This window comes from Paenalcaligenes sp., from assembly GCF_030152715.1.
Lineage (GTDB): Bacteria > Pseudomonadota > Gammaproteobacteria > Burkholderiales > Burkholderiaceae_B > Paenalcaligenes > Paenalcaligenes hermetiae.
The window spans coordinates 70889-93848 of sequence record NZ_JASLIX010000049.1 but is presented as its reverse complement, the minus strand read 5'-3'; the positions used below and the strand labels follow the sequence as shown (position 1 = coordinate 93848).

The following is a 22960-nucleotide window of genomic DNA, read 5'->3' as shown; positions in this document are numbered from 1 at the left end:
AAACCCGAGAACAATAATCGGGTTGAGTTTTTATTTGAACTCGAGGGGGAGCCCGACAACCCCGATAGCATCGTGCACCTCATACCACGTGTGCGCAACGCCCCTTTGGGCTTAATCACCGCTGAAATGATGATTTTGGCTAACAATCTTTGGGGTGGCTTACTCGCCCAATACGATGTACCTGGGATTTATCGCTCACAACAAAACATGCGTACCCGCATGTCGACCCATGCCCTGCCTCACGAAAGCATTGGTGTGCCACAATATGCCTGGTCAACCTCTCCGTTACGCCGCTATGTGGATTTAGTCAATCAGTGGCAAATTATGGCGGCAGCTGAACATGGGGTATCGGCGCGGCTTGTTGCGCCTTTTAAACCTAAAGAAGCCGATTTATTTGCAATTATTGGGGCGTTTGATGCGCAATATACGGCATGGAATGAATTCCAACAACGCCTTGAACGCTACTGGGTATTACGTTGGCTAAAACAACAACAAATTGAACAAATCCCCGCCACTGTCATCAAAGAGGATCTTGTACGCTTTGATATTGCACCTTTTATAACGCGTGTGCCTAGCCTAACAGAAGTAACACGTGGGCAAAAAGTTATACTGGACTTACTCACCACCGACGAGTTAGCGCTTACCGTTAGCTGTCGCGTTCGTGAAATTCTTCCTCTACCAGAACCCGATCAGGCTCCTTTGCCCGAATGATGATAAAGCGCCTCTTATCTCCTTTTGATTACCTTTGGTTAGCTATTGCCTTATCGCTCACCATTCATGGCGCTTTTTTTTATCTTTTCTGGCCCACCAACCATTCCTTACGCTTATCCAACGAACCAGAAGTGGCTCTCATTAACTACAAAAATGATGAGCCTGTGCTTGAAGCACTGCTGTTAGCACAATGGCAGTCCGCTGGTGGAGGGAGCGGGCAGCCTACCAATGCCGCCAGCGTACCATTTAGTGGGCAAGCCCTACCCACCCCCAATGAGCTCGTGCTACAAGCGCTACGCGAGCGCTTGCGCCAAGCAGAACAAGAACAACTACAATTGCTGATGCAACTCGAATCCGAGTGGCAACATGCGCAACAAGAGTCTGCCAAAAGTCAGACTGAAACCCTTCACGCCGCTCAGGAAACCACTCATCAAAATGAGCTTGCACAAAAAATTCATGTGCTTAAAGCCAAGATCGAACACCATAATGCCCAACCACGCATTCATTTTGATGCACCTACGACCAAAGCCTCGCCCTATGCGGCGTATATCGAGGCTTGGCGCGCTAAAGTCGAACGCTTAGGCACAGAGCATTATCCGGAACAAGCCAAGGGACAGCTCTCTGACCGTTTACAAATGACGGTATATATAGATAATGAAGGGCATTTACTCAAGGTCGATATTCATCAGCCAGCTCACAATCCGCTATTTAATGTAGCGGCTCAGCGCATTATTCGTTTAGCCGCTCCTTTTGAAGCATTTAGTCCAGAAATGAAAGCAGAGATTGATGTGCTTGCGATCACACGGAGCTGGCATTTCACCCAAGGTCAACTTAGTACGCAATTACCATGACTTCTTATCCCCTACAATGTGCCGTCATCGGCAACCCCATTGCGCATAGCCGCTCTCCAGAGATTCATCATGCCTTTGCCAAGCAGTGTGGATTGGCTCTGCAGTACCAGCGTCTCTTAGCAAATGATAATGATTTCTCTGATCATGTGCGTGGTTTTTTTGCTCAAGGTGGACGGGGCTTAAATGTCACGGTCCCTTTCAAGGAAAAAGCCTTTGCTTTAGCAGATGTAATCAGCCCCCGTGCCCAACAAGCAGGTGCAATCAATACTCTCTGGATGCAAGATGGCCAACTACATGGTTGTAATACTGATGGTATTGGCTTAGTACAAGACTTAATCCGCTTAGATTTTGACCCAAAGCAGCAACGTGTATTGCTTATTGGTGCGGGTGGTGCAGCGCGCGGCGTGCTTCTTCCTCTTATCGAAGCAGGGGTCAAGCAACTACGTGTGGTTAATCGCACAGCAGCCAAAGCCCAACAACTCATCAGCCCCTTAGCACATACGACTTCAGCTTTAGAGGCCGGCGGTTTAGACAACACCCAGGGCATCTGGGATATCGTTATCAATGCCACCTCGAGCAGCCTACAAGCGCGCCACCCATTAGACGTACCCCTTAGTTTTAGCTCACAGGCGTTGGCTTACGATATGGTGTATGGGGCTCAGCCTACGCCATTTATGCAAAGCTGCTTACAACAAGGCGCCAGCCACAGTGCTGACGGCTTAGGTATGCTCGTTGGCCAAGCAGCAGAAAGCTTTGCGATTTGGCATGGACAACGTCCAGATCCTGCCCCAGTACTGACCTTTTTACGCCAACAATTGGAGTCATGAAACGCTCATCCTCTAGCCCTGCTAAACGGCTTGCCGTTGTCTTAATCGTATCCATAGCGCTAGTACTGTTGTATCAACTAAGCTTCTTAGTACGTATCGTCTGGTTTAATTTTTATAATCCTAGCTCCAGTGCGGTGATGCGTCAGACCCTAAGCGAGCTACGCAAAGACGATCCAAACGTACAGCTACGTTTTGAGTGGGTGGATTATGATCAAATCAGCCCACATATTAAACGCGCGGTAATTAGCTCCGAGGACGCCAACTTTTTAGATCACACTGGCATAGAATGGGAAGCCATACGTCAGGCCTGGGAGTACAATAAAAAACAGGCCGCTCAAGGCTCCGATCGACGTCGCGGTGGCTCTACCCTAACGCAGCAATTGGCTAAAAACCTTTTTCTTTCTACGTCCCGTAGCTATACACGTAAAGGCCAAGAGCTCATCTTAAGCTATATGATCGAATACGTGATGCCTAAGCAACGTATATTAGAACTGTATTTAAATATGGCCCAGTGGGGGCAAGTAGACTTCGGCGTCCAGGCGGCAGCGCAGCGCTATTTTAAAACCCACGCCAAACAGCTTAGCGCTAGCCAAGCGGCGCGGCTTGCTGCTATGCTTCCTAACCCTGTTTTTTATGACAGGAATGGCAACACCCCTTATTTACAACGCCGCACTAACACCATCATGCAACGTATGCGCCAAGTTCGCATACCTTAATGGATTTACTTTATGCGCACCGCTCGCCGTTACATTGCATCCGAAATTTACCGCTCCAGTGCAGTTGTCTTACTGGCTCTGATTGGTTTATTTAGCTTTTTTAATTTAATCGAGGATTTAGACAAGTTAAGTGCTACGTTTAGCCTAACCAATCTGTTGTATCTACAAGCGCTTAGCTTACCTAGTCAACTCTATGAACTTTTACCCATTGGGTTGCTCATCGGTGCAGTATTAGCATTAGCTGGACTAGCACAACGGAATGAGCTTGTTGTGCTGCGTGTTGCGGGTATTAGTGGTTTACAGCTGCTATTACTTTTGTGGGTGATTACGATTCCAGCCATGCTAGGGGCATTAGCCCTATCCGAATACATCACCCCACGCGCGGAAATCCAAGCCAGCGAAAGCAGTTTAAAACTGCTGGGGCGTGCGGGTGGAGGGCGCTTACATAGTGGCTACTGGTTTAAAGAAAACGAGAGCCAAGACACAATGCGTCTCATCAATATCGGTCGCTTAGCCGATAAATCCACGGTGCAAGAAATTACGGTTTTTGAATTTAACTCACAACAGCATCTACGCGCTTATATTCAAGCAGAAAGCGGTTACTTCCAAGACGGTCAACTGCATCTACAACAAGTGCAACATGCACAGCTTCCTGAAAATGTCTTAGATGCCTTACAGCAAGGATACGTACGTACTGAACCCTTACTCATTCGTGAAAGCATTGACCATCTACGTTTAAACACAAGCTTAAGTGCAGAGCGCTTACTCGCTCGTATTCTCACTCCTGAGCGCATGACGATCAGTGACCTGATGGATTATATTGATTACTTAGACAGTAACCAGTTGCAATCCGACCGCCAAACCGTAGCCTTATGGCGCAAAATTGCCTACCCTTTTTCTCTATTGGTCATGATTACCATTGCCGCGCCCATTAGCTTTATGCAGACACGCCGTGGTGGTGTGGGCAGTAAAATCTTTATTGGCATTTTAATCGGGGTCGGCTTTTTTATGATGAACCAGCTCGCCTTAAACGTTGGCATGCTAAGCCGTTGGCAACCTTGGGTTACGGCTTTACTACCCAGCTTATTGGCTTTGTGTTTGGCGCTACTGGCTTTGTTTATTATTGAAAATAAGCACCGCTGGCGTAAAAAAATCACTTCGGAGCATGCGGCATGACACACCCTTCTTCTATTTGGGTCATCGGCGATATACAAGGCTGCGCACACAGCCTACGTCACTTACTCCAACAACCTGCACTGCAAGACCCCAACGCTCACTTTATTTTTGTAGGGGATTTGGTCAATCGAGGTCCTGACTCTGCCGGAGTATTGCGTCAAATCCAAGCTCTAGGAAAACGCGCACAAACGGTACTCGGCAACCATGATCTGCATTTACTTGGTGTAGCGGCTGGTCAGCGCAAATGTAATCGATCGGATACATTGTCTTCGGTGCTAACCGCTCCCGATGCCGATGCGCTGATTCACTGGTTACGCCACCAACCGTTAGCGCTGCACCATGCCGGTCACCTTATCATTCATGCAGGGCTACACCCTGCTTGGTCCTTGCAGACAGTATTACACCTAGCCCATGAAGTTGAGCAAACATTACAAAGCCCTCATTGGCAGGACCATATTGCTCAACTCTTTGGCAATCAGCCCAGCCAGTGGGCAAACGATTTGGAGCCCATCGCAAGACAACGCTACACCGTTAATGCGCTAACACGCTTACGGCATTTTACAGCCAAAGGTGAAATCGACCATCAATATAAAGGCGCCCCCAAAGCCCAACTAGGCCTCACGCCCTGGTTTGATATGGAAAACCGCCAAATCGAAACACCTGTAATCTTTGGCCACTGGTCGACACTAGGCTTATATATGCGTGCCGATGTGATGGGGATTGATACCGGATGCTTATGGGGCGGACAGCTCACGGCGGTGGATTTACGTACACGCCAAATTGTACAAGTCGCCAACCAAGACGGTCCCCTACGCCCAAACTAGCATAGTGCTAAAGCGCTTTTTGGATAGCGGTCTGAGCTTGAAGTGCTGTTTCCACGCGCCCCTGCTGTCGATTCTGCGCATGCGGCAATACGGCTAAAAACTCACACTCCACCCGCACTCCGGGGCGACTTAAAAGCAACCACATATTTTGCAAAAGACTTTGTTCCCCGACAAACGCCACTCGGGGGCTGCGCTGTTCACCATCATAAAAACGCAACACTAAGGGCTGAATATCTACCCCTGTGCTCAATGCGGTTTCAAATAAGCTTGCATGAAAACTGCCCACTGCCAAACCATCAGAAGTTGTGCCCTCAGGAAACAATCCAACCGCTTGATTTTGTCTAAACAACGCCTGCATTTGCTCTGATACATGCTTAATGGCTTGGCGCTGCCCGCGCTCGATAAACACCGTGCCAGCCCCCGCTACTAGCCAACCCAATACCGGCCAACGGCGGATTTCACTTTTTGCCACAAAAGCCGTTGCACGCTGAGCATTCAAAATAAAAATGTCTAACCATGACACATGATTAGACACAAATAACACCGGTGTGGCCGTCACCACCTGCCCTATATAATCCACGCGAACTCCGCACCAGTGCAATAATCCACGGGACCACCACCGAACTTGCTGATTACGCCCTGCTTGCTGCAAAAAAGGAAAAACTAAAGCAAGTAAAAGCAGCCCCAGCCCTACCCACAAAAAAAGCGCGCTAAGGCGCCATACAAATCGCCACACGCTCATTCTGCTTTTTGATCCAACCACCGTTGTAATATCACCGCCGCTGCCACTGCATCATCGTCAGCATGCGTCGCTAAAATAGCCTGTGCCTCTAGACTTGAGCCTCGTTCATCGACTAAGTGCACCATTAGACCATAGCGTCCATGCAGTTGATGCGCAAAGCGCCGACAACGCAGCGAACTATACTGCTCCTGCCCATCTAAAGTTAATGGCAGCCCGACGACAACCGCATCAGGTTGCCACTCCTCTAATAACTGCTCGATTTGAGCGAAACGCTCTTGCTTTGTCACGGGACGTAAAATTGTCAACGGACGCGCCTGTGCGGTTAGGGTATTGCCTATGGCCACACCGATTTTTTTAAGGCCATAATCAAAGCCGAGTAATGTTGCGGCCTCAGGCATGACCTGCAGTTCCTGTCAACATAATAGGATCAATACCAAGCTGCGCTAACGCGGCTTGGTAACGCTCCGAAGCGGGGATAGTAAACAAAATATCCACATTGGCCTCCACATGGAGCCAAGCCCCTTGGGCCATTTCCTCTTCAAGCTGCCCCTCGCCCCAGCCTGCATAACCCAGAGTAACCAGCAGCTGATCAGGACCACCACCAGCTGCCACCTCTTGCAATACATCACGCGAGGTCGTTAACGCCACATCCCCCATACGAATACTCGAGCTGTAATCCCCTACAGGCTGATGCAGCACAAAACCACGATCGGTCTGTACCGGCCCCCCAAAGAACACCGGTGTGTCTTGACGCACCCCAATCTCTAGTGATAAGTCTAAATCAATGCGCTGAAGTAGGTCGCCCAAGGTTAAATCCGTCGGTCGATTGATCACAATCCCTAAAGCGCCCTCTTCGTTATGCTCACAGATATAGATGACCGTATCCGCTAAGCTTCCTCCCACCATGCCGGGCATGGCGACCAGCAACTGCCGCGAAAAATCCACGCGCTGTAGGTGGGACGATGTTGTTGTGGTTGGCATCACAATCTCCTGGAATCAAAACAACCAAGGGAATAAGGCGTTAAAGACATGGATGCGTTAGACTTCAATCATTTCAAAGTCTTCTTTACGCGCACCACACTCAGGGCACACCCAGTTAGGGGGGACGTCTTCCCATTTGGTGCCTGGAGCGATGCCCTCTTCGGGTAAACCAGCTTCCTCATCATAGATCCATCCACAGATCAAACACATCCATGTACTCATAATAAAACTCACTAAAAAACAGGGATTGCCCGAAACAAGAGGCAATCTATTAAAATGAACTGATAATACTGAAAATAAACAAAAGATAGTACCTGTTTATTTTTGATTCACGCTAATCGTTTCGCATTTTTTCATTTTCATGGCTGCTATGACTGCAACCCCTCCGCCCACCGTATTGATTTTTGCACCATTAGACCCAACGGGGGCTATGTATCTGCCTGCCGATGCCATCAGCTGCGCCGCTGTCGGTTGTCACGCTTTGAGTATCGTCACCGCATCACATGTTCAAGATACGACTCACACGGAACAAATCACCCTTACAGCACCGGATATTCTGTATGATCAAATGCGGTGCTTACTTGAGGATATGTCGGTACATAGTATCAAAGCCGGTCCTATTTATAGCATTGATACCGCCAGCGTGTTAGCGCAAATCGCAGCGGACTACCCGGATTTGCCCTTGGTGCTCCACCTACAATCCATCCCTGACGACAGTATTTTAAGCAATGATGCCGATGTAGATGAGATTACCGACGCCATCTGTCAGCTCGTTGTCCCACAAGCTGATTTGGTCGTGGCTGACCAGACCCTTCTTATGCAATGGCAGGCAGACGGGCTGCTGCCCGAGCAAAACAACCCGATCAATAGCTTATTGGACTGTGGTACCGAATGGGTATTTTGCTCACTGCCCCAGCCTGAGTCCGTTACAGTTTTGCACCAGCTTTATAATCAAGATGGCTTACAACAGCAATGGCAAAGCCCTGTGCCATCAGCACGGCTGCAAGACACCGAAGGATTATTAAGCACCAACATCTGCGCTTTTTTGGCCAAAGGACTACCAATGGCCGAGGCCTGTGCTGCAGCAATCCACCATATACATGATGCCATTCCCCATGCTTTTCAAGCAGGAATGGGCGCTCGCATTATAAACCAAGGTCTGAACCGGAACTAGAATGACAGCCTCTTTACCCTTACGCTTTCCACGTGGCTTATACGGTATCACCCCCGAATGGGAGGATACTGCGCGCCTACTGGACGCGATTCGTGCTGCTTATGATGGGGGCATGCAAGTGCTGCAATGGCGTCGTAAGCTCGCTCCAACGGCCTTACACCACCAACAACGTCAAGCGGTACAAACGCTTTGTCAACAACTGGGGCTACCGCTCATTATCAATGACGACTGGCAAAGCGCTCGCGAGCTCGGTGTGGCCGGGGCCCATTTAGGCCGCGAGGACGGTGAGCTGCGTCATGCCCGAGCCGGGCTCGCTCCCCAGCAATGGCTGGGTAGCTCCTGCTATGACCGTCTTGACCTTGCCGAACAAGCCCTGCAAATTGGTGTCGACTATGTGGCATTTGGTGCGGTGTACCCCTCACAGGTTAAACCTAACGCCCCACGTGCCACGCTCACTATTTTGCAACATGGGCGAGCGCTTTGCGAGCGCTTTGCTCAAAATGAACGTGCTGCGGTGGTGGCAATTGGTGGGATTACCTCAACCAATGCCGCGCCTTTAATCGAGGCCGGTGTAGATAGTATTGCAGTTATCAGCAGTCTATTTGAAGCCGAAGACATCTACACCGAAGCCCGTGCCTTTAGCCGCCTTTTTCAAATGTAATTAACAGGATTTTTTATGTCTACCAATAAAGAACTTTTTGATCGCGCTTGCCAGCATATTCCAGGCGGAGTGAACTCGCCCGTGCGCGCTTTTGGCTCCGTGGGTGGTACACCACGCTTCATTGCCCGCGCCCAAGGTGCTTATGTGTGGGATGCCGAAGGCAAACAATACATTGACTATGTTGGCTCTTGGGGGCCAGCCATTTTGGGTCATGCCCATCCTGACGTGGTAAAAGCCGTACAAACAGCGGCTGCCGATGGCTTGTCCTTTGGTGCGCCCACAGCAGGCGAAGTGGAACTGGCCGAGCTAATCTGTCAGCGCTTGCCCTCTATTGAAAAAGTTCGTTTGGTTAGCTCTGGCACCGAAGCCACCATGAGTGCAATTCGTTTAGCACGCGGTTATACCGGTCGCAACAAAATCATTAAATTTGAAGGCTGCTACCACGGTCACGCGGACAGCTTGTTGGTAAAAGCCGGCTCGGGCTTGCTAACGTTTGGCAATCCCACCTCGGCAGGCGTACCCGAAGATTTTATTCGTCATACCCTAGTTCTAGACTACAACAACATCGAAGCCGTTAAAGCCGCATTTGCAGAGCATGGCTCAGATATTGCTTGCGTTATTGTTGAGCCGGTAGCCGGTAATATGAATTTAATCAAACCCGTCGCCGGTTTTTTAGAAACCCTGCGCGAGCTCTGTACCGAACACCAGTCCGTTTTAATTTTTGACGAAGTCATGACCGGCTTTAGGGCAGGGCCACAAGGTGTACAAGGCCTAACCGGCATTAAACCGGATATGACCACCCTCGCTAAAGTGATTGGCGGCGGTATGCCTGTCGGTGCTTTTGGTGGCCGAGCCGATATTATGGATACCATTGCCCCGTTGGGCGGCGTTTATCAAGCCGGTACGCTATCCGGTAACCCCGTGGCGGTAGCTGCTGGTCTCGCTACCTTAAAACTGCTAGATAACGAGGCGTTTTATCAACAGCTTGCTGCACAAACCCAAAAATTAGCACAAGGCCTAGAAGCCGCAGCCAAAGCCGAAGGCATCACTTTTTGTACTGATTCCGTCGGCGGCATGCTTGGCTTGTATTTCAGCGAAACCATACCTACCTCTTTTGCCGAAGTCTCTGCCAGCAACACCACAAAATTTAACCAATTCTTTCACGCCATGCTCGATGAGGGCGTGTATTGGGCACCATCGGCCTTTGAGGCCTCGTTTACCTCCGGCGCTCATACCGACGAGGTGATTCAAGCCACGCTCGATGCCGCCGCTAAAGTTTTCAAGCAGATTAAAGACTAACTCTTTGATTCTCTCTTGATTATTCGCAAGGCATAATCATTTTGCCCCCCATAGAATCAATACCATGTTCAATTTAAAAATGGTATGACATATTGGGGGGCATAATAATGATGATTAATGACATTCCAGCCGAAACCACTCTTACCGAGCTTCCTGACCTTGAAAGTCGTTTAAATCCTACCGCTTGCGACCATTTACGGACTTGGCTACGTTTCCAAAGCTGCAACCGCTTGATTGAAAATGAAATTCGTAGTCGTTTACGCAAAGAATTCAATACGACCCTACCTCGCTATGACTTGATGGCACACTTAGAAAAATTCCCTAAGGGTATCAAGATGAGCGATTTGTCGCGTCACATGATGGTAACCAATGGCAACATCACCGGCATTACCGATCAGCTCGTCAAAGATGGCTATGTACAGCGCGTAAAACTACCACAAGACCGTCGTAGCTCCCTGCTTAAGCTCACCGCAAAGGGGCGCGTACACCTGGCAGAAATCAATGCTGCTCACAATGAATGGGTATGTGATCTCTTTGGACAACTTTCTGACCAAACCGTACAAAACATGTTAAGCAGCCTAAACGAGCTCAAAATGCTTTCTCATCTTTTCACAACGCCTAACCCCTAATCAATAAGCTAAAAGCGCGGTAATATAGATCCATCTCTATTATCAACGCTTTTGTAGGTGTGTTATGGCTGTTAATCTTGTTATTCCGCCCCAATCAGAAATCCATGCGGTCAAAGGGGTAAAAATTGGTATTGCCTCCGCTGGTATCCGCAAGGCTGGCAACAAAGACATCACGATTTTTCAGTTTGCCCCGAATACAGCCATTGCTGGCGTATTCACCACCAATCGCTTTAAAGCCGCACCCGTTCAGCTTTGCGAAGCCCATTTGGCCTCTGACAAAGACCCTCAAGCCTTAGTCATCAATACGGGTAATGCTAATGCCGGCACGGGCGAGCCCGGTTTAGTCGATGCGCGTAAAACCTGCGAAACCGTAGCCGAGCTTTTACAACTACGCCCCTCTCAGGTACTGCCCTTTTCCACTGGCGTGATCTTAGAGCCCTTACCCATGGAAAAACTACTTGGTGCCCTACCCGCCGCGGTTGCCGACCTACAGGATAACAATTGGTTTAATGCTGCTTACAGCATTATGACCACGGATACCCAACCCAAAATCCATTCCACACAGCTCCAGCTCGAAGACCAGACCATTACCATTACAGGTATTAGTAAAGGGGCGGGTATGATTCGCCCGAATATGGCCACTATGCTAGGGTTTTTGGCCACAGACGTAGGCATTGCGCCTGACCTACTCCAAGAAATGACACGCGCTATTGCGAACAAATCCTTTAATCGCATCACCATCGACGGTGATACCTCTACGAATGACTCTTTTGTGATTGCCGCTACGGGTCAAAGTGGCATCCATATTGATAGCGTAGCCAACCCGCACTATGCTCAGGTTTTTCAGGCTCTCAAGGAAGCCGCCATCGATTTAGCACAGAAAATTGTGCGCGACGGCGAGGGCGCCACTAAATTCATCACCATTACCGTAGAAAAGGCCGCCACCTCTGAAGAAGCACGAAAAATCGCTTACGCAATTGCTCACTCTCCCTTAGTTAAAACCGCATTTTATGCCTCTGACCCCAACCTAGGTCGGATTTTGGCAGCAATTGGTTATGCCGGTGTCACGGATCTGGATGTCAGCCAGCTCCGCTTATGGCTAGGGGATGTACTGGTTGCCATTGACGGGGGGCGCAATCCCGATTACCTTGAAGCCGATGGCAAACGTGTTATGGAACAAAGCGAGATTCTCGTGCGTGTGGACTTAGCCCGCGGCGAGCACAGTGAAACCGTTTACACGTGTGACTTTTCTCACGATTACGTAAGCATTAACGCTGATTATCGCTCCTAATCCTCACTGCTTTTCCTGCCCTGTAACAACAGGGCAGTAGTGCATATCACTCACGGTGCCATCCACCCCATTGGGATAGGTGTTTTATTTACCTGGAGACAACACTGTGACGGCTACCGATCTTATTCTCACTCATACTCATAATCATATTGGCTACCTGACTTTAAATCGCCCCCAAGCCTTTAATGCACTTAATATCGAGATGATTCGAGCCATGCAACAGCAGCTCGACGCTTGGCAACACGACCCAGATATTTATGCCATATGTATACGCGGTAACGGCGAAAAAGCGTTTTGTGCAGGCGGAGATATTCGTGATATGTATCACAACCACCTTAAAGATCCGGCCTTAAACGTCACTTTTTTTCAAGAAGAATACGCGCTGGATTACACTTTGCACACGTATAAAAAGCCCGTAATAGTTATTGCTCACCAGCTCGTTTTAGGCGGCGGAATGGGGTTACTCCAAGGCGCTGACTTTAGGGTAATCAGTGAGCAAACACGCTTAGGTATGCCCGAAGTTGCCATCGGCTATTTCCCTGATGTAGGTGCCAGTTATTTTTTATCACGCTTACCGCATCAAGCTGGGGCATATATGGGCATTACGGGTAATACACTCAATGCCACCGACGCGCTCACCGTGGGTTTAGCGGACTACTGCTTACCCCTTTCCCATCTGGCCCATCTGCAACACGAACTAGAACAAATCCACTGGGAGGCAGACGCTTTTGAAACCATTCAACGTCTGCTACTGCAGCAGCCCTCCACACAACCTGATTCTGAACTTAACCCCTATTGGGCGGCTATTGAACAACACTTCCAGCACAACACCGTCACCGATATCGTTGCTTCGCTACAAAATGAATCCCGTCCTGAGTACCAAAACTGGGCACAACAAACCTTAGCCACCATCACCAGCCGCTCGCCTATTGCTATGTGTATGGCTCTAGCATTACAGCAACGAGGCAAGCACATGACACTAAAAGACTGTTTCGATATGGAACTCTATATGGATAGTATTTGGTTTGAGCGAGGCGACATTATGGAAGGCGTTCGTGCCCTGAGCATTGATAAAGATAAAAAACCTGTGTGGAATCCCGCAACGCTAGAGGCGGTCACCCCCGAGAAAATTCAGTCTTTTTTTACTGATTTCAAATAAAAAAAAATGTCAACAGGCTATAACCCGATCAGTATTATCCCCTTATAAAAGCCCATACCCAAACCCACAATATATTGATATTCTAATTAAAAGATCTCATCCCCAATGTAGCAACATCCATTGGGGGGTTACTGTAATACACCATAATTAAACAGTAATTCACTACCCGTAGTATTTGTAGCAGGAGGAGGCGCATGAGTCGCAGTAGCTATGTACACGGCAGTACCCAAGTTGCACTCACCAACCAAACCATTGGTGATTATTTTGATCAAATCGTACAAAAGCAGGCGAACCATGATGCGCTCATCAGTTCTGCTGAAGGCCTGCGTCTCAATTGGCAACAACTACACCAAGCCACTCAAACCTTGGCTGCGGGGCTGCTTGCTTTGGGGCTAACCACTGGCGACCGGCTCGCCATTTGGGCACAAAACAGCAGCACGTGGCTTATCACCCAGCTCGCTTGCGCCAAAACGGGGATTATTCTGGTCAATATTAACCCCTCTGCCCGCAGCAGCGAACTAGCACAACAGCTAAATGCCGTGGAAGCCAAGGCCTTATTATTTCAAGCAAAATTCAAAAGCAGTGACTACACCCATATGGTGCAAACGCTGCTGCCAGAGCTTGCCCAAGCCCAGGCGGGTCAACTACAAGCCCAAGCCATCCCGTCATTGCGGCATGTGATCCAAATCGATGATGATGCCCCGACTGGTATGTGGGATTTACGCACGGTCAAACAGCTTGCGCAGCGCGTTTCTGCCGAGCAAGTAAACACCGTTCAGCGCACATTGCATTGCCATCAGCCCTGCAATATTCAATTTAGTAGTGCGCTTGGTACCGAAGCCGCACCGGTCACGCTTAGCCACCACAACATTCTCAATAACGGCTACTTTATTGGCCAGCAGCTTCAGCTCACTCCCGCTGATCGAATTTGTATCCCTGTACCGCTATTTCACTGTTTTGGTATGGTCATGGGTAATATGGCTGCCATCGCCCATGGGGCGACGATGATTTATCCCGATCAAGCCTTTGATCCTGAAAAGGTATTGCATACGATTCACACCGAACGATGCACAGCCTTATACGGGGTTCCGGCTATGTTTGTCAGCCTACTTGATCATCCCATGCTGGCCCAAAGCGATGTTAGCTCCCTACGTACAGGGATTATGGCCGGTGCGCCCTGCCCCATTGAGGTAATGCAGCGCGTCACTACAGAGCTCCATATGCCTCAGGTTGTCATTGCTTATGGCATGACGGAATCTTCTCCTGTTTCTTTTATGAGCTCTGTTCATGACCCGCTTGATCGACGGGTCAGCACCGTGGGTCAGGTTCAACCCCATATCGAGGCCAAAATCCTCGATGAGAATAATCAAATCGTTCCCCTTGGCACTGTAGGTCAGCTTTGTGTTAAAGGCTACCACGTCATGCAAGGCTACTGGCAACGTCCCGATCTTACCCAACAAGTCATTCGCGAAGGCTGGTTATATACCGGTGATTTAGCGCGTTTTGACGAAGACGGCTACTGCCAAATCGTGGGCAATATCAAAGACATGATTATCCGCGGCGGGGAAAACATTTATTTAGCCGAGGTCCACGCTTTTGTGCGGCAGCACCCTGCAATTGCCGAACTTATCCTCTTTGGCGTACCCGATCCGCGCATGGGCCAAGAGCTCTGCGCAGCCATTCGCCTACACGAGGGTCATACGCTAGACGCCGATGGCCTTCGTCAGTACTGCCATGGTCAAATCGCCCATTACAAAATCCCTCGTTATGTGTTGTGTTATGACCAATTCCCCAGCGCAGGACCAAATCAATCACTTAAAGATCTGTTAGAAGCAGACGCCATTCAAAAACTCGGTCTCTAGTCCGAAAACTTATACCTAGATTGGGCGACGCTACCAAAGGTCGCACTGTGAGGAAGACATCATGAGCTTAACGTCAACGTTAACGTCAACAGCACCTAACAACGAGGTGGTGTTAGCGTGTCATAACATCAGTCGGTGGTTTGGCGGGTTACACGCCGTCAAGCACGTGACGATGGAAATACGCAAAGGAGAAACCTTAGGATTAGTGGGGCCAAATGGTTCAGGAAAAACCACTACGGTAAATGCCATTACTGGCTTTTTCCCACCCCAAGAAGGTGAGATTCTCTATATGGGGCGCCCTATCCAAAAAATGCGCCCGCATGAAATTGCACAACAAGGCATTGCACGAACTTTCCAGAACGTCGCTCTGTTTAAAGGGATGAGTGTCTTAGACAATATTTTGCTAGGGCGCCATAACTTTATGAAACCCAGTGTATTACGCGCCATGCTCTATTGGTGGTCTGCACAAAAAGAAGAGGTCAGCAACCGCTATAAAGTCGAAGAAATTATCGACTTGCTGCAATTAGAGGATGTGCGCGATGAAATGGTTGACGTAGTGCCACTAGGCACCCAAAAACGGGTCGAGCTCGCCCGTGCTTTGGTCGCTGAGCCTCAGTTCTTGATCCTTGATGAACCCATGGCGGGCATGAACCAAGAAGAAAAAGAATACATGGTTCGCTTTATTTTGGATGCTAAAGAAGCACTGGGTCTCACTATTTTGCTCATTGAGCACCATATGGATGTAGTTACTGCCATTTGTGATCGACTCGTCGTGCTGAATAACGGCGAAAAAATCAAAGAAGGCCAACCGCTTGAAGCCATTAGCGACCCCACAGTTGTCGCTGCCTACATTGGGAGGGTTGATAATGCAGCAGCTTGATGCCCGTGAATTATCGCGCCAGCTCCACCCACACTGGGAGGACACAGACCATTTACTGACGCTACTGGCTGAAAATGCCAAAAATTTTCCTCAGCAAGTCGCCATGCGCGAACGCGACCACGGTATTTGGCAAGAATATACGTGGCAAGACTACCTTGACCATGTCATCGGTTTTGCGGCGGGTTTAGAACAGCTTGGTGTCAAAGAAAATGACATCGTATTGATTTTGGGCGATAACCGACCCGCGTTATATTTCGCCATGTTAGGCATTATTGCCTTGCGTGCCATCCCTTCGCCAGCCTACCCTGACACCACCCCCGAAGAGCTCTCTGGTCAAATCGAACGCGAGCGCATTGCATTTGCGGTGGCCGAAGACCAGGAACAAGTGGATAAACTGCTACATGTAGTCAAAATCCAAGGGGATCAAAGCGGCATTCGCCGTATTATTTATGATGACCCCCGCGGGCTGGAGCAGCAGAACCACCCCCTGACCATCGCGTTTAAAGAGGTGGTTGCCAACGGCCAAGCGCGCCTTAACGCCGAACCCGCGTTATTTAACGACCTAATTAATCGCCCTTCGATTCATGATACGGCGGCGCTCTTGCACTCGTCAGGGACAACCGGCGTCCCCAAAGGAATCCCTCTTAAACACGGCCATATCTTATATGGCGCACGGAATGCGGCGAATGCAGGCTACTTTTCCGAGGGGGAAGTACACATGGCGTATCTCCCCATAGCTTGGGTGGGGGATTTTATTTTCTCCATTGGGGCGGCTTTAGCCTTACGCTTTGTGGTAAATATCCCCGAACGCCAAGAAACCTCTCAGCACGATTTGCGCGAAATTGCCCCCACCTTGTACTTTTGTTCACCACGAGCTTGGTCGAACATGCTGACTCGTATCCAAGTCGGCATTGACGAATCCCCCCCCTTTAAGCAGCGCATGTATCACCACTTTATGAATTTTGCCCTTGAGCTCGAGCGCAAACGACTGAATGGCAAACAACCTTCGTTTGGGCAAAAGCTGTGGTACTGGGTCGGCGAGCAGCTTATTTATGGACCGGTCAAAGACCATCTGGGCTTATCGCGCGTTACCAAGCCCTATACCGCAGGAGAAGCCATCGGAGAAGATGTGTTCTTATTTTTCCGAGCGCTAGGCTTAAACTTGCGCCAATTCTATGGACAAACCGAAAACTGTGCTTTGGCCGCGGCGCAATCCGCTGATGAGGTCAAACTGCATACTGTAGGACGTCCTTTCCCCGGAGTAGAAATCAAAATCAATGATGATGGCGAAATCCTTATGCGGGGAGATAACGTTTTTGACGGCTATTATGAAAAGCCCGAAGACACGGCTGAAACCTTACGCGATGGCTGGATGCACACCGGTGACGCGGGCTATCTCGAAGAGGACGGTCAGCTGGTGGTGTTAGGGCGTGTCTCTGAAGTAGTGTACACCGCCCAAAAAGAGCGCTTTATTCCCACCTATATTGAAAACCGCTTACAGTTTAGTCACTACATTAAAGACGCCTGCATTCTGGGTAAGGATCGTGATTATCTCACGGTCATTATTTGTATTGATTTTCAGGCGGTGGGGCATTGGGCTACAGAAAACGGGGTGCCCTATTCTTCCTATGCCGAGCTTTCTCAGCAGCCCAAAGTCTATGACTTGATTCGTGAACAAATCCTCAAAACCAATCACATGCTCCCAGAGCCATTACAAATCCGTCGCTTTGTGAACTTGCACAAAGAGTTCGATGCTAACGATGGCGAGGTCACGCGCACACGTAAACTGCGTCGCAATGTGATTGACCAAAACTACAAAGCCATTATCGATGCTATCTATAACGGCCACGAATCCATTGAATTTGAAGCTCCTATTGTCTACGAGACTGGGGAAACTGGTGTACTAAAACGCACCCTCCAGATTCAAGACGTGACTAGCAAAAGGAATTAACCATGGCGTATTTCCTCGAACTTTTGATTAACGGTGCGCTAACTGGCTTGATGTACAGCCTCGTAGCGCTAGGGGTGGTGTTGATTTATAAATCCGCCGGGGTACCCAACCTTGCCCAAGGCGCTATGGTGATGTCCGCCGCCTACATTGTTTGGGTTTTAAGCTCCTACGGCGTGCCCATGTTGCTTGCCATTCTGATCGGGGCGATCATCATGTTCATTTTTGGCATGCTCGCCGAGCGCTTTTTACTGCGCAAAATGGTGGGGCAGCCCATCATCATGATCGTGATGTTAACGCTAGGGCTCGAGATTTTCTTGCGCGGCTTTGGTCCAGGTATCTTAGGTGCTGCGCCCAAACAAATCAGCATTGGGGTTTCGCTTGCTCCAATTATCATCGGCGATGTGTTTATCAACCGAATCTATCTTGTGGGTGGTGTAATTGCCTTGTTACTGATCGGGGCATCTGCACTGTTTTTCCGTACTCGCACCGGTACAAAACTGCGTGCGGTATCCGATGACCATATTTCCAGCTGGTCCGTAGGTATTTCGGTAGAGCGTGCCATTGGTGTGTCTTGGGGTATTGCAGGAATTTCAGCCTTGGCTGCTGGGGTGGTCTGGGGCTCTGTACAAGGCGTGGACTGGACCTTATCCGAACTACTTTTCCCTGCGATTGCCGTCGTCATCCTTGGGGGGTTAGACAGTGTGCTTGGGGTGCTGATTGGCGGCCTAATCGTTGGCATTTTAGGCAGTGTTATCCCTGGCTACCTGGACGAAATCGCAGGGGGTGGCACACGCGATGTGGTGACCTCTGTCATTATTTTGCTCACCATCATGTTCCGTCCCTATGGGATTTTAGGTCGCGAAGACATTGAAAGGGTGTAATTATGTTTTATCGTTTATCTGGCATTCACCATACTCGCTATGAAACCGCTCGTCGTCTTTGGCCTATACCCGCAGATCGACGCCAGGTTTGGTTTTTACTCCTACTCGGCCTAGCCGCCCCTTTTGTATTTAGTAATTTTTATCTTACTAGCTACATCATGCCTTGGCTGATTCTCAGTGCGGCCGCCCTTTCCCTGACGCTGTTAATGGGAATTGCTGGTCAGTTGCACTTTGGTTTTGCCTCCGTAATGGCGATAGGGGCTTATACGAGTATTCACCTGACTCGGGCTGGAGTACCTTTAGAGTTCGCCCTGCTTGGTGCCGGCTTGGCCTCGGCACTGATTGGTAGTGTTTTTGGAGCAGCCGCGCTACGCGTCAAGGGGTTATATTTGGTGATGGCGACTTTAGCAATGCAATATCTGGTCGACTGGACCATTATCAACGTGCCCGCCATTAGCGGCGGCGCACAAGCCACGCTGCAAACTCCTGCCAGCACCTTTTTCTTTATCTCCTTAAAAACCGATATGGCGCGCTATTACTTAGCGCTGCTCTGGGTAGTTTTTGTCACGCTATTGATTCTCAATATCAAACGCACCAGTATCGGCCGAGCTCTGGTCGCAGTCCGTGATAAAGACTATGCCGCCGCTGTCATTGGTGTCAACGTTGTACGTTATAAACTGGTCGCCTTTTTTACCAGCTCCTTTTTAGGTGGTGTCACTGGTGCTATCTTGGCCTTCTGCTATTACCAAGCGGTCACCCCCGAGCAATTTAATTTTAATATCTCTGTACAGTTAGTCGCCATGGTACTTGTGGGAGGCTTAGGCAGTGTACTAGGGGCATACTTAGGCGCCGGCTTTGTATTGCTTGTCCCCATCTTACTGACCAACGGTGTGATTCTGCTCTCAGGGATGGGCTGGTTAGATGTATCCACTAACCTTTTAGCACATATCCCACTCATGATTTACGGGGCACTAATCATTGGCTTCTTGCTTTTTGAACCCCTTGGCTTAGGCAAAATCTACGATAACTTCCGTAATTATTTACTGGTTTGGCCTTTCCGCCACTCAAAGCTGTAATTCCTATAACGAAGTAAAAACGATACCTCTAGGAGGATAACGATGAGACAACAGATGAAAAAACTAACCGTGGGCGCCGCTTTAGTCGCTGGCATGCTTTCTTTTGGTGTGGCGCATGCCAAAGACCCCATTAAATTTGCGGCCCCCTTAGACTACACCGCAGTCTATACTTTTTTAACCAATGAGTACGCCCAAGGACAAAAAGACTACGTCACCATGGTCAATGAAAGTGGTGGTATCGATGGGCATAAAATTGAGTATATGACCTCGGATACCGGTAACCAGCCCCAACGCGGTATCGAAGCCTATAACCGTGCCCTACGTGATGGCGCTATTTGGTTTGACTTTCTCAGTACCCCCGTTGCGCGCGCCATGGTCAACCGCGTACTTGATGACAAGGTGGTGATGATTACAGCTTTTCATGGGCGGGGTGATGCCAGTGATGGAGAGACCTTCCCTTATGTTTTTCCTGTGATGTCCACCTATTGGTCCCAAGCTGCTACGCTGATTGATTACATGGAGCAACACGAAGGCGGCTTAAAAGGCAAAAAAGTTGCTCATGTTTATATTGACTCCCCTTTCGGACGCGAGCCCATTCCCGTCTTAGAAAAACTCTCGGATAAGCTTGGGTTTACCTTGCGCACCTTCCCTTACGCCAGCCCAGGTAACGAGCAATCCTCCACATGGTCTGAGGTGCGCCGCTTCCGTCCTGATCAAGTCATTATTTGGGGTGCCGGTGGCGGCCAAGCCGTTTCTGTACGCGAAGCCATTCGTAATGGCATTGCCCCTGAAAAAATTCACTCGGTAGTTTGGCTCGCCGAAGCGGATATGGAATCCGTTGGCAAAGACACCGCCAAAGGCATACGTAAATTTGAAGGCACAGACAACGGTACAAACTCTGCTTTGATTCAAGAAATCATGGCAAAAGTCATCGAGCCAGGTAAAGGATCCGGCCCTAAAGAAAACGTTGGCCGCTCTTACTACAACATCGGTGTTGCTACCATGGCGGTCTCGGTAGAAGCTGCTCGCTTAGCCATGAAAGAATTTGGTGCTCCTTTAGATGGAGAAAAGCTACGCAAAGGCTTTGAGATGATCAAAGACTATGACGCCAATGGTTTACTGCCCCCGCTATCCTTTAGTGAAAAAGATCACCAAGGGGGTGGCTTTGGACGCGTATCCCATTGGGATGGTGAAAAATGGGCACCTTTAAATGAGTGGTCTAACCCCTATCAAGACATTGTCTGGGAGTCCATTCGTCAAGATGCCGCCGCCTTTAAGGAGGGTCGCTAATGCTTAAACTGAGCAACGTGGAGGTGGTCTATGACAAAGTGTTCTTAGCCATTCGCGGTGTCTCATTACAAGTCAATGAGGGCGGCATGGTCGCCCTACTTGGCTCCAACGGTGCGGGTAAAAGCACAACGCTCAAATCCATCAGTGGGCTTCTTGCCCCTGAGCGAGGCGAGGTCACTCGCGGTAGCATTGAGTTTCTAGGGGAAAATATTCTCCCCTACGGTGCACCCAAACGCGTTGGCATGGGACTAGTACACGTCATGGAGGGCCGTCGTATTTTTGGGCATTTGACCCCAGACGATAATTTACTTGCCGCCTATCGTAATGGCGGCTCGCGGGCGCGCTTAAACCAACTGCGCGATATGGTCTATGATTATTTTCCTCGTTTAACCCAATTTCAAAAAACCAAGGCGGGCTACTTATCGGGTGGCGAGCAACAGATGCTTGCCATTGGGCGCGCGCTCATGACCGAGCCCAAGCTCATTATGCTCGACGAACCTAGTCTAGGATTGTCGCCCCGCTTGGTACAAGAGATTTTTGGGATTATTCGTAAGATCAATCAAGAAAATAACATGAGTGTTTTGCTCGTGGAACAAAACGCCGCGGCTGCACTCGAATTTGTCGACCATGCCTACCTGATTGAAAATGGTAATGTGGTCATGAGCGGTGAAGCCAAAGTCCTCAAGGAAAACCCAGATGTGCAGGAATTCTATCTTGGGGGAGCCGATCGGGTGGACTACCATAATGTTAAGCATTATCGACGCCGTAAACGCTGGCTGGCTTAATCCACGCAACAAAAAACCCAAAAGCGAACCACGTATTCGCTTTTGGGCTCAAAGTCCACCACGTTAACTCACTCTTATCGCTACCGCATCATACCGCGGATCAAACTTAATACAGCTAATACTAAAAAGACAAAAAATAGCACTTTCGCAATGGAGGCAGCGCCAGCCGCAATGCCACCAAATCCAAATACGGCGGCTACAATCGCTACAATAAAAAACAATAATGCATAGTTCAGCATAATATCCCCCTATTTATTTTTACCTCCAGCACTCAGGTTGCACTGGAGGACTCCCCCCTACTAATTAGTAAGGGTTGTTATCGTAAAAGTTTTTCACTTCTTTTTCTGCTTCTTCTTTCGTTTTGCCATAACGCTCTTGCACCAAACCGGCTAACTGCTGGGCATCGCCTTTGGCCTGTTCAAACTCGTCATCAGTAATTTTGCCCCATGTTTCGCGAGCTTTACCTTTGAGCTGAGTCCATTTGCCTTCTAGGGTGTCTTTGTTCATAACAAAATTCCTTTACATAGTAATAAAACGGCGCTCATTCGGTCACAACCAAATATGGCCGCATGACTACTACCCTACGCCGATTTGCGCGGCACGGAAGTCGCGAGGCATTTCAAATGTAAGAAAAGTGCTCACGACTTGCCTTGCTACACACTGGTAATGGGAGTTTTCGCATACAAAAGGTTGCATTTGAAGCAGATCAGCAACTGTTGTGATTGGGTCGCAAAATCAGAAAAAAGGCTTGCATTTCAATGGCTTTGCTATTTATAATCATTAATTAGCCAAAATTTAGGCTAAAAAAGACTCAATTATTAGTTAAATTTTTAATAGGAATACCCTATGTACGCGGTGATAAAAACCGGCGGTAAACAGTACCGTGTTTGCGTCGGCCAGAAATTGAAAGTAGAACAGATACCGGCAGACATTGGGCAGGAAATCACGCTAGACCAGGTTTTATCCGTAGGCGAAGGCGATGCACTTAAATTGGGTGCACCCTTTGTTGATGGTGCCAAGGTAACTGCTACTGTTCTTGCACAAGGCCGTCACGACAAGATCAAAGTGTTTAAAATGCGCCGTCGCAAGGGCTATCGTCGCACCCAAGGTCATCGTCAAAACTACACCGAAATTCGTATCGACGCGGTTAACGCCTAACCCCTTAACCACATCGATCACGATCACGGATACAAC

The 22960-nt window shown here is 49.1% G+C and carries 26 protein-coding genes; 20 read left to right on the top strand and 6 right to left on the bottom strand.

Features of this window, described 5'->3' with window-relative positions:
* The 6 genes from Q1V74_RS04165 to Q1V74_RS04140 form a co-directional block, all read left to right on the top strand.
* Positions 1–711, top strand: a 711-nt coding sequence (locus Q1V74_RS04165) for an RNB domain-containing ribonuclease (protein ID WP_300647185.1), incomplete at its 5' end; no start/stop codon positions are given.
* Complete coding sequence (locus tag Q1V74_RS04160; protein ID WP_300647184.1) at positions 708–1562, top strand: energy transducer TonB; 855 nt, start codon at positions 708–710, stop codon at positions 1560–1562. The genes Q1V74_RS04165 and Q1V74_RS04160, both read left to right, overlap by 4 nt.
* The gene (aroE, locus tag Q1V74_RS04155) at positions 1559–2389 is read left to right on the top strand and encodes a shikimate dehydrogenase (protein WP_300647183.1); all 831 of its coding nucleotides are present in this window, start codon (positions 1559–1561) and stop codon (positions 2387–2389) included. The genes Q1V74_RS04160 and aroE overlap by 4 nt, the downstream gene beginning before the upstream one ends.
* Positions 2386–3105: a monofunctional biosynthetic peptidoglycan transglycosylase gene (mtgA, locus tag Q1V74_RS04150; RefSeq protein ID WP_260650040.1), complete on the top strand. Its 720-nt coding sequence runs from the start codon at positions 2386–2388 to the stop codon at positions 3103–3105. The genes aroE and mtgA overlap by 4 nt, the downstream gene beginning before the upstream one ends.
* A 12-nt stretch (positions 3106–3117) precedes the next feature.
* Positions 3118–4281 (top strand): LPS export ABC transporter permease LptG, encoded by a 1164-nt coding sequence (gene lptG / locus Q1V74_RS04145; RefSeq protein WP_300647182.1) that lies wholly within the window; start codon positions 3118–3120, stop codon positions 4279–4281.
* Positions 4278–5105: a symmetrical bis(5'-nucleosyl)-tetraphosphatase gene (locus tag Q1V74_RS04140; RefSeq protein ID WP_300647181.1), complete on the top strand. Its 828-nt coding sequence runs from the start codon at positions 4278–4280 to the stop codon at positions 5103–5105. Before lptG ends, Q1V74_RS04140 begins: the two co-directional genes overlap by 4 nt.
* Positions 5106–5112: 7 nt before the next feature.
* Here the strand turns inward: Q1V74_RS04140 and Q1V74_RS04135 are convergent, their stop codons facing one another.
* Genes Q1V74_RS04135 through Q1V74_RS04120 form a run of 4 tightly spaced genes read right to left on the bottom strand, consistent with a single transcriptional unit; the run spans position 5113 to position 7050 of the window.
* A complete protein-coding gene (locus Q1V74_RS04135; protein ID WP_300647179.1) occupies positions 5113–5847 on the bottom strand; it encodes a lysophospholipid acyltransferase family protein in 735 nt (244 codons plus the stop codon).
* Positions 5844–6245, bottom strand: a complete 402-nt coding sequence (gene ruvX, locus Q1V74_RS04130) for a Holliday junction resolvase RuvX (protein WP_300647178.1) — start codon at positions 6243–6245, stop codon at positions 5844–5846. The genes Q1V74_RS04135 and ruvX overlap by 4 nt, the downstream gene beginning before the upstream one ends.
* Positions 6238–6828: a YqgE/AlgH family protein gene (locus Q1V74_RS04125; RefSeq protein WP_260650035.1), complete on the bottom strand. Its 591-nt coding sequence runs from the start codon at positions 6826–6828 to the stop codon at positions 6238–6240. Before Q1V74_RS04125 ends, ruvX begins: the two co-directional genes overlap by 8 nt.
* A gap of 57 nt (positions 6829–6885) precedes the next feature.
* Complete coding sequence (locus Q1V74_RS04120) at positions 6886–7050, bottom strand: rubredoxin (RefSeq protein ID WP_077733889.1); 165 nt, start codon at positions 7048–7050, stop codon at positions 6886–6888.
* 148 nt (positions 7051–7198) lie between these two features.
* On the opposite strand from Q1V74_RS04120, the gene Q1V74_RS04115 reads away from it, so the two are divergent.
* The 13 genes from Q1V74_RS04115 (at position 7199) to Q1V74_RS04055 (ending at position 21766) form a co-directional block, all read left to right on the top strand.
* Positions 7199–8002, top strand: coding sequence for a hydroxymethylpyrimidine/phosphomethylpyrimidine kinase (locus tag Q1V74_RS04115; protein ID WP_260650034.1), 804 nt, complete (start codon positions 7199–7201; stop codon positions 8000–8002).
* A gap of 1 nt (position 8003) precedes the next feature.
* Positions 8004–8663 (top strand): thiamine phosphate synthase, encoded by a 660-nt coding sequence (gene thiE, locus Q1V74_RS04110; RefSeq protein WP_300647177.1) that lies wholly within the window; start codon positions 8004–8006, stop codon positions 8661–8663.
* 15 nt (positions 8664–8678) lie between these two features.
* Positions 8679–9962 carry a glutamate-1-semialdehyde 2,1-aminomutase gene (gene hemL / locus Q1V74_RS04105; RefSeq protein WP_300647176.1) on the top strand — a complete coding sequence of 428 codons (1284 nt, stop codon included), beginning with the start codon at positions 8679–8681 and terminating at the stop codon, positions 9960–9962.
* Positions 9963–10069: 107 nt separating this feature from the next.
* Positions 10070–10591 carry a MarR family transcriptional regulator gene (locus Q1V74_RS04100; protein ID WP_300647175.1) on the top strand — a complete coding sequence of 174 codons (522 nt, stop codon included), beginning with the start codon at positions 10070–10072 and terminating at the stop codon, positions 10589–10591.
* 64 nt (positions 10592–10655) lie between these two features.
* The gene (gene argJ / locus Q1V74_RS04095) at positions 10656–11882 is read left to right on the top strand and encodes a bifunctional glutamate N-acetyltransferase/amino-acid acetyltransferase ArgJ (RefSeq protein ID WP_300647174.1); all 1227 of its coding nucleotides are present in this window, start codon (positions 10656–10658) and stop codon (positions 11880–11882) included.
* Positions 11883–11988: 106 nt separating this feature from the next.
* Positions 11989–13041, top strand: coding sequence for an enoyl-CoA hydratase/isomerase family protein (locus Q1V74_RS04090; RefSeq protein WP_300647173.1), 1053 nt, complete (start codon positions 11989–11991; stop codon positions 13039–13041).
* A 194-nt stretch (positions 13042–13235) separates the two neighbouring features.
* Positions 13236–14903 carry an AMP-binding protein gene (locus Q1V74_RS04085; protein ID WP_300647172.1) on the top strand — a complete coding sequence of 556 codons (1668 nt, stop codon included), beginning with the start codon at positions 13236–13238 and terminating at the stop codon, positions 14901–14903.
* 61 nt (positions 14904–14964) lie between these two features.
* A complete protein-coding gene (locus Q1V74_RS04080; protein ID WP_260650027.1) occupies positions 14965–15783 on the top strand; it encodes an ABC transporter ATP-binding protein in 819 nt (272 codons plus the stop codon).
* Complete coding sequence (locus Q1V74_RS04075) at positions 15770–17734, top strand: AMP-binding protein (RefSeq protein WP_300647169.1); 1965 nt, start codon at positions 15770–15772, stop codon at positions 17732–17734. The genes Q1V74_RS04080 and Q1V74_RS04075 overlap by 14 nt, the downstream gene beginning before the upstream one ends.
* Positions 17735–17736: 2 nt before the next feature.
* The gene (locus Q1V74_RS04070) at positions 17737–18615 is read left to right on the top strand and encodes a branched-chain amino acid ABC transporter permease (protein WP_260650025.1); all 879 of its coding nucleotides are present in this window, start codon (positions 17737–17739) and stop codon (positions 18613–18615) included.
* 2 nt (positions 18616–18617) lie between these two features.
* Positions 18618–19691 (top strand): branched-chain amino acid ABC transporter permease, encoded by a 1074-nt coding sequence (locus Q1V74_RS04065; protein WP_300647168.1) that lies wholly within the window; start codon positions 18618–18620, stop codon positions 19689–19691.
* Positions 19692–19733: 42 nt separating this feature from the next.
* On the top strand, positions 19734–20981 hold the full coding sequence (locus Q1V74_RS04060) for an ABC transporter substrate-binding protein (protein ID WP_300647167.1): 1248 nt from the start codon (positions 19734–19736) through the stop codon (positions 20979–20981).
* Entirely contained in the window at positions 20981–21766 is a 786-nt protein-coding gene (locus Q1V74_RS04055; protein WP_260650022.1) for an ABC transporter ATP-binding protein, read from the top strand. The genes Q1V74_RS04060 and Q1V74_RS04055 overlap by 1 nt, the downstream gene beginning before the upstream one ends.
* Positions 21767–21846: 80 nt before the next feature.
* Here the strand turns inward: Q1V74_RS04055 and Q1V74_RS04050 are convergent, their stop codons facing one another.
* Positions 21847–22005: a DUF1328 family protein gene (locus Q1V74_RS04050; RefSeq protein WP_260650021.1), complete on the bottom strand. Its 159-nt coding sequence runs from the start codon at positions 22003–22005 to the stop codon at positions 21847–21849.
* A 64-nt stretch (positions 22006–22069) separates the two neighbouring features.
* Complete coding sequence (locus tag Q1V74_RS04045) at positions 22070–22273, bottom strand: CsbD family protein (RefSeq protein WP_300647166.1); 204 nt, start codon at positions 22271–22273, stop codon at positions 22070–22072.
* Positions 22274–22612: 339 nt separating this feature from the next.
* On the opposite strand from Q1V74_RS04045, the gene rplU reads away from it, so the two are divergent.
* Complete coding sequence (rplU, locus tag Q1V74_RS04040) at positions 22613–22924, top strand: 50S ribosomal protein L21 (protein WP_260650019.1); 312 nt, start codon at positions 22613–22615, stop codon at positions 22922–22924.
* Positions 22925–22960: the final 36 nt, after the last annotated feature.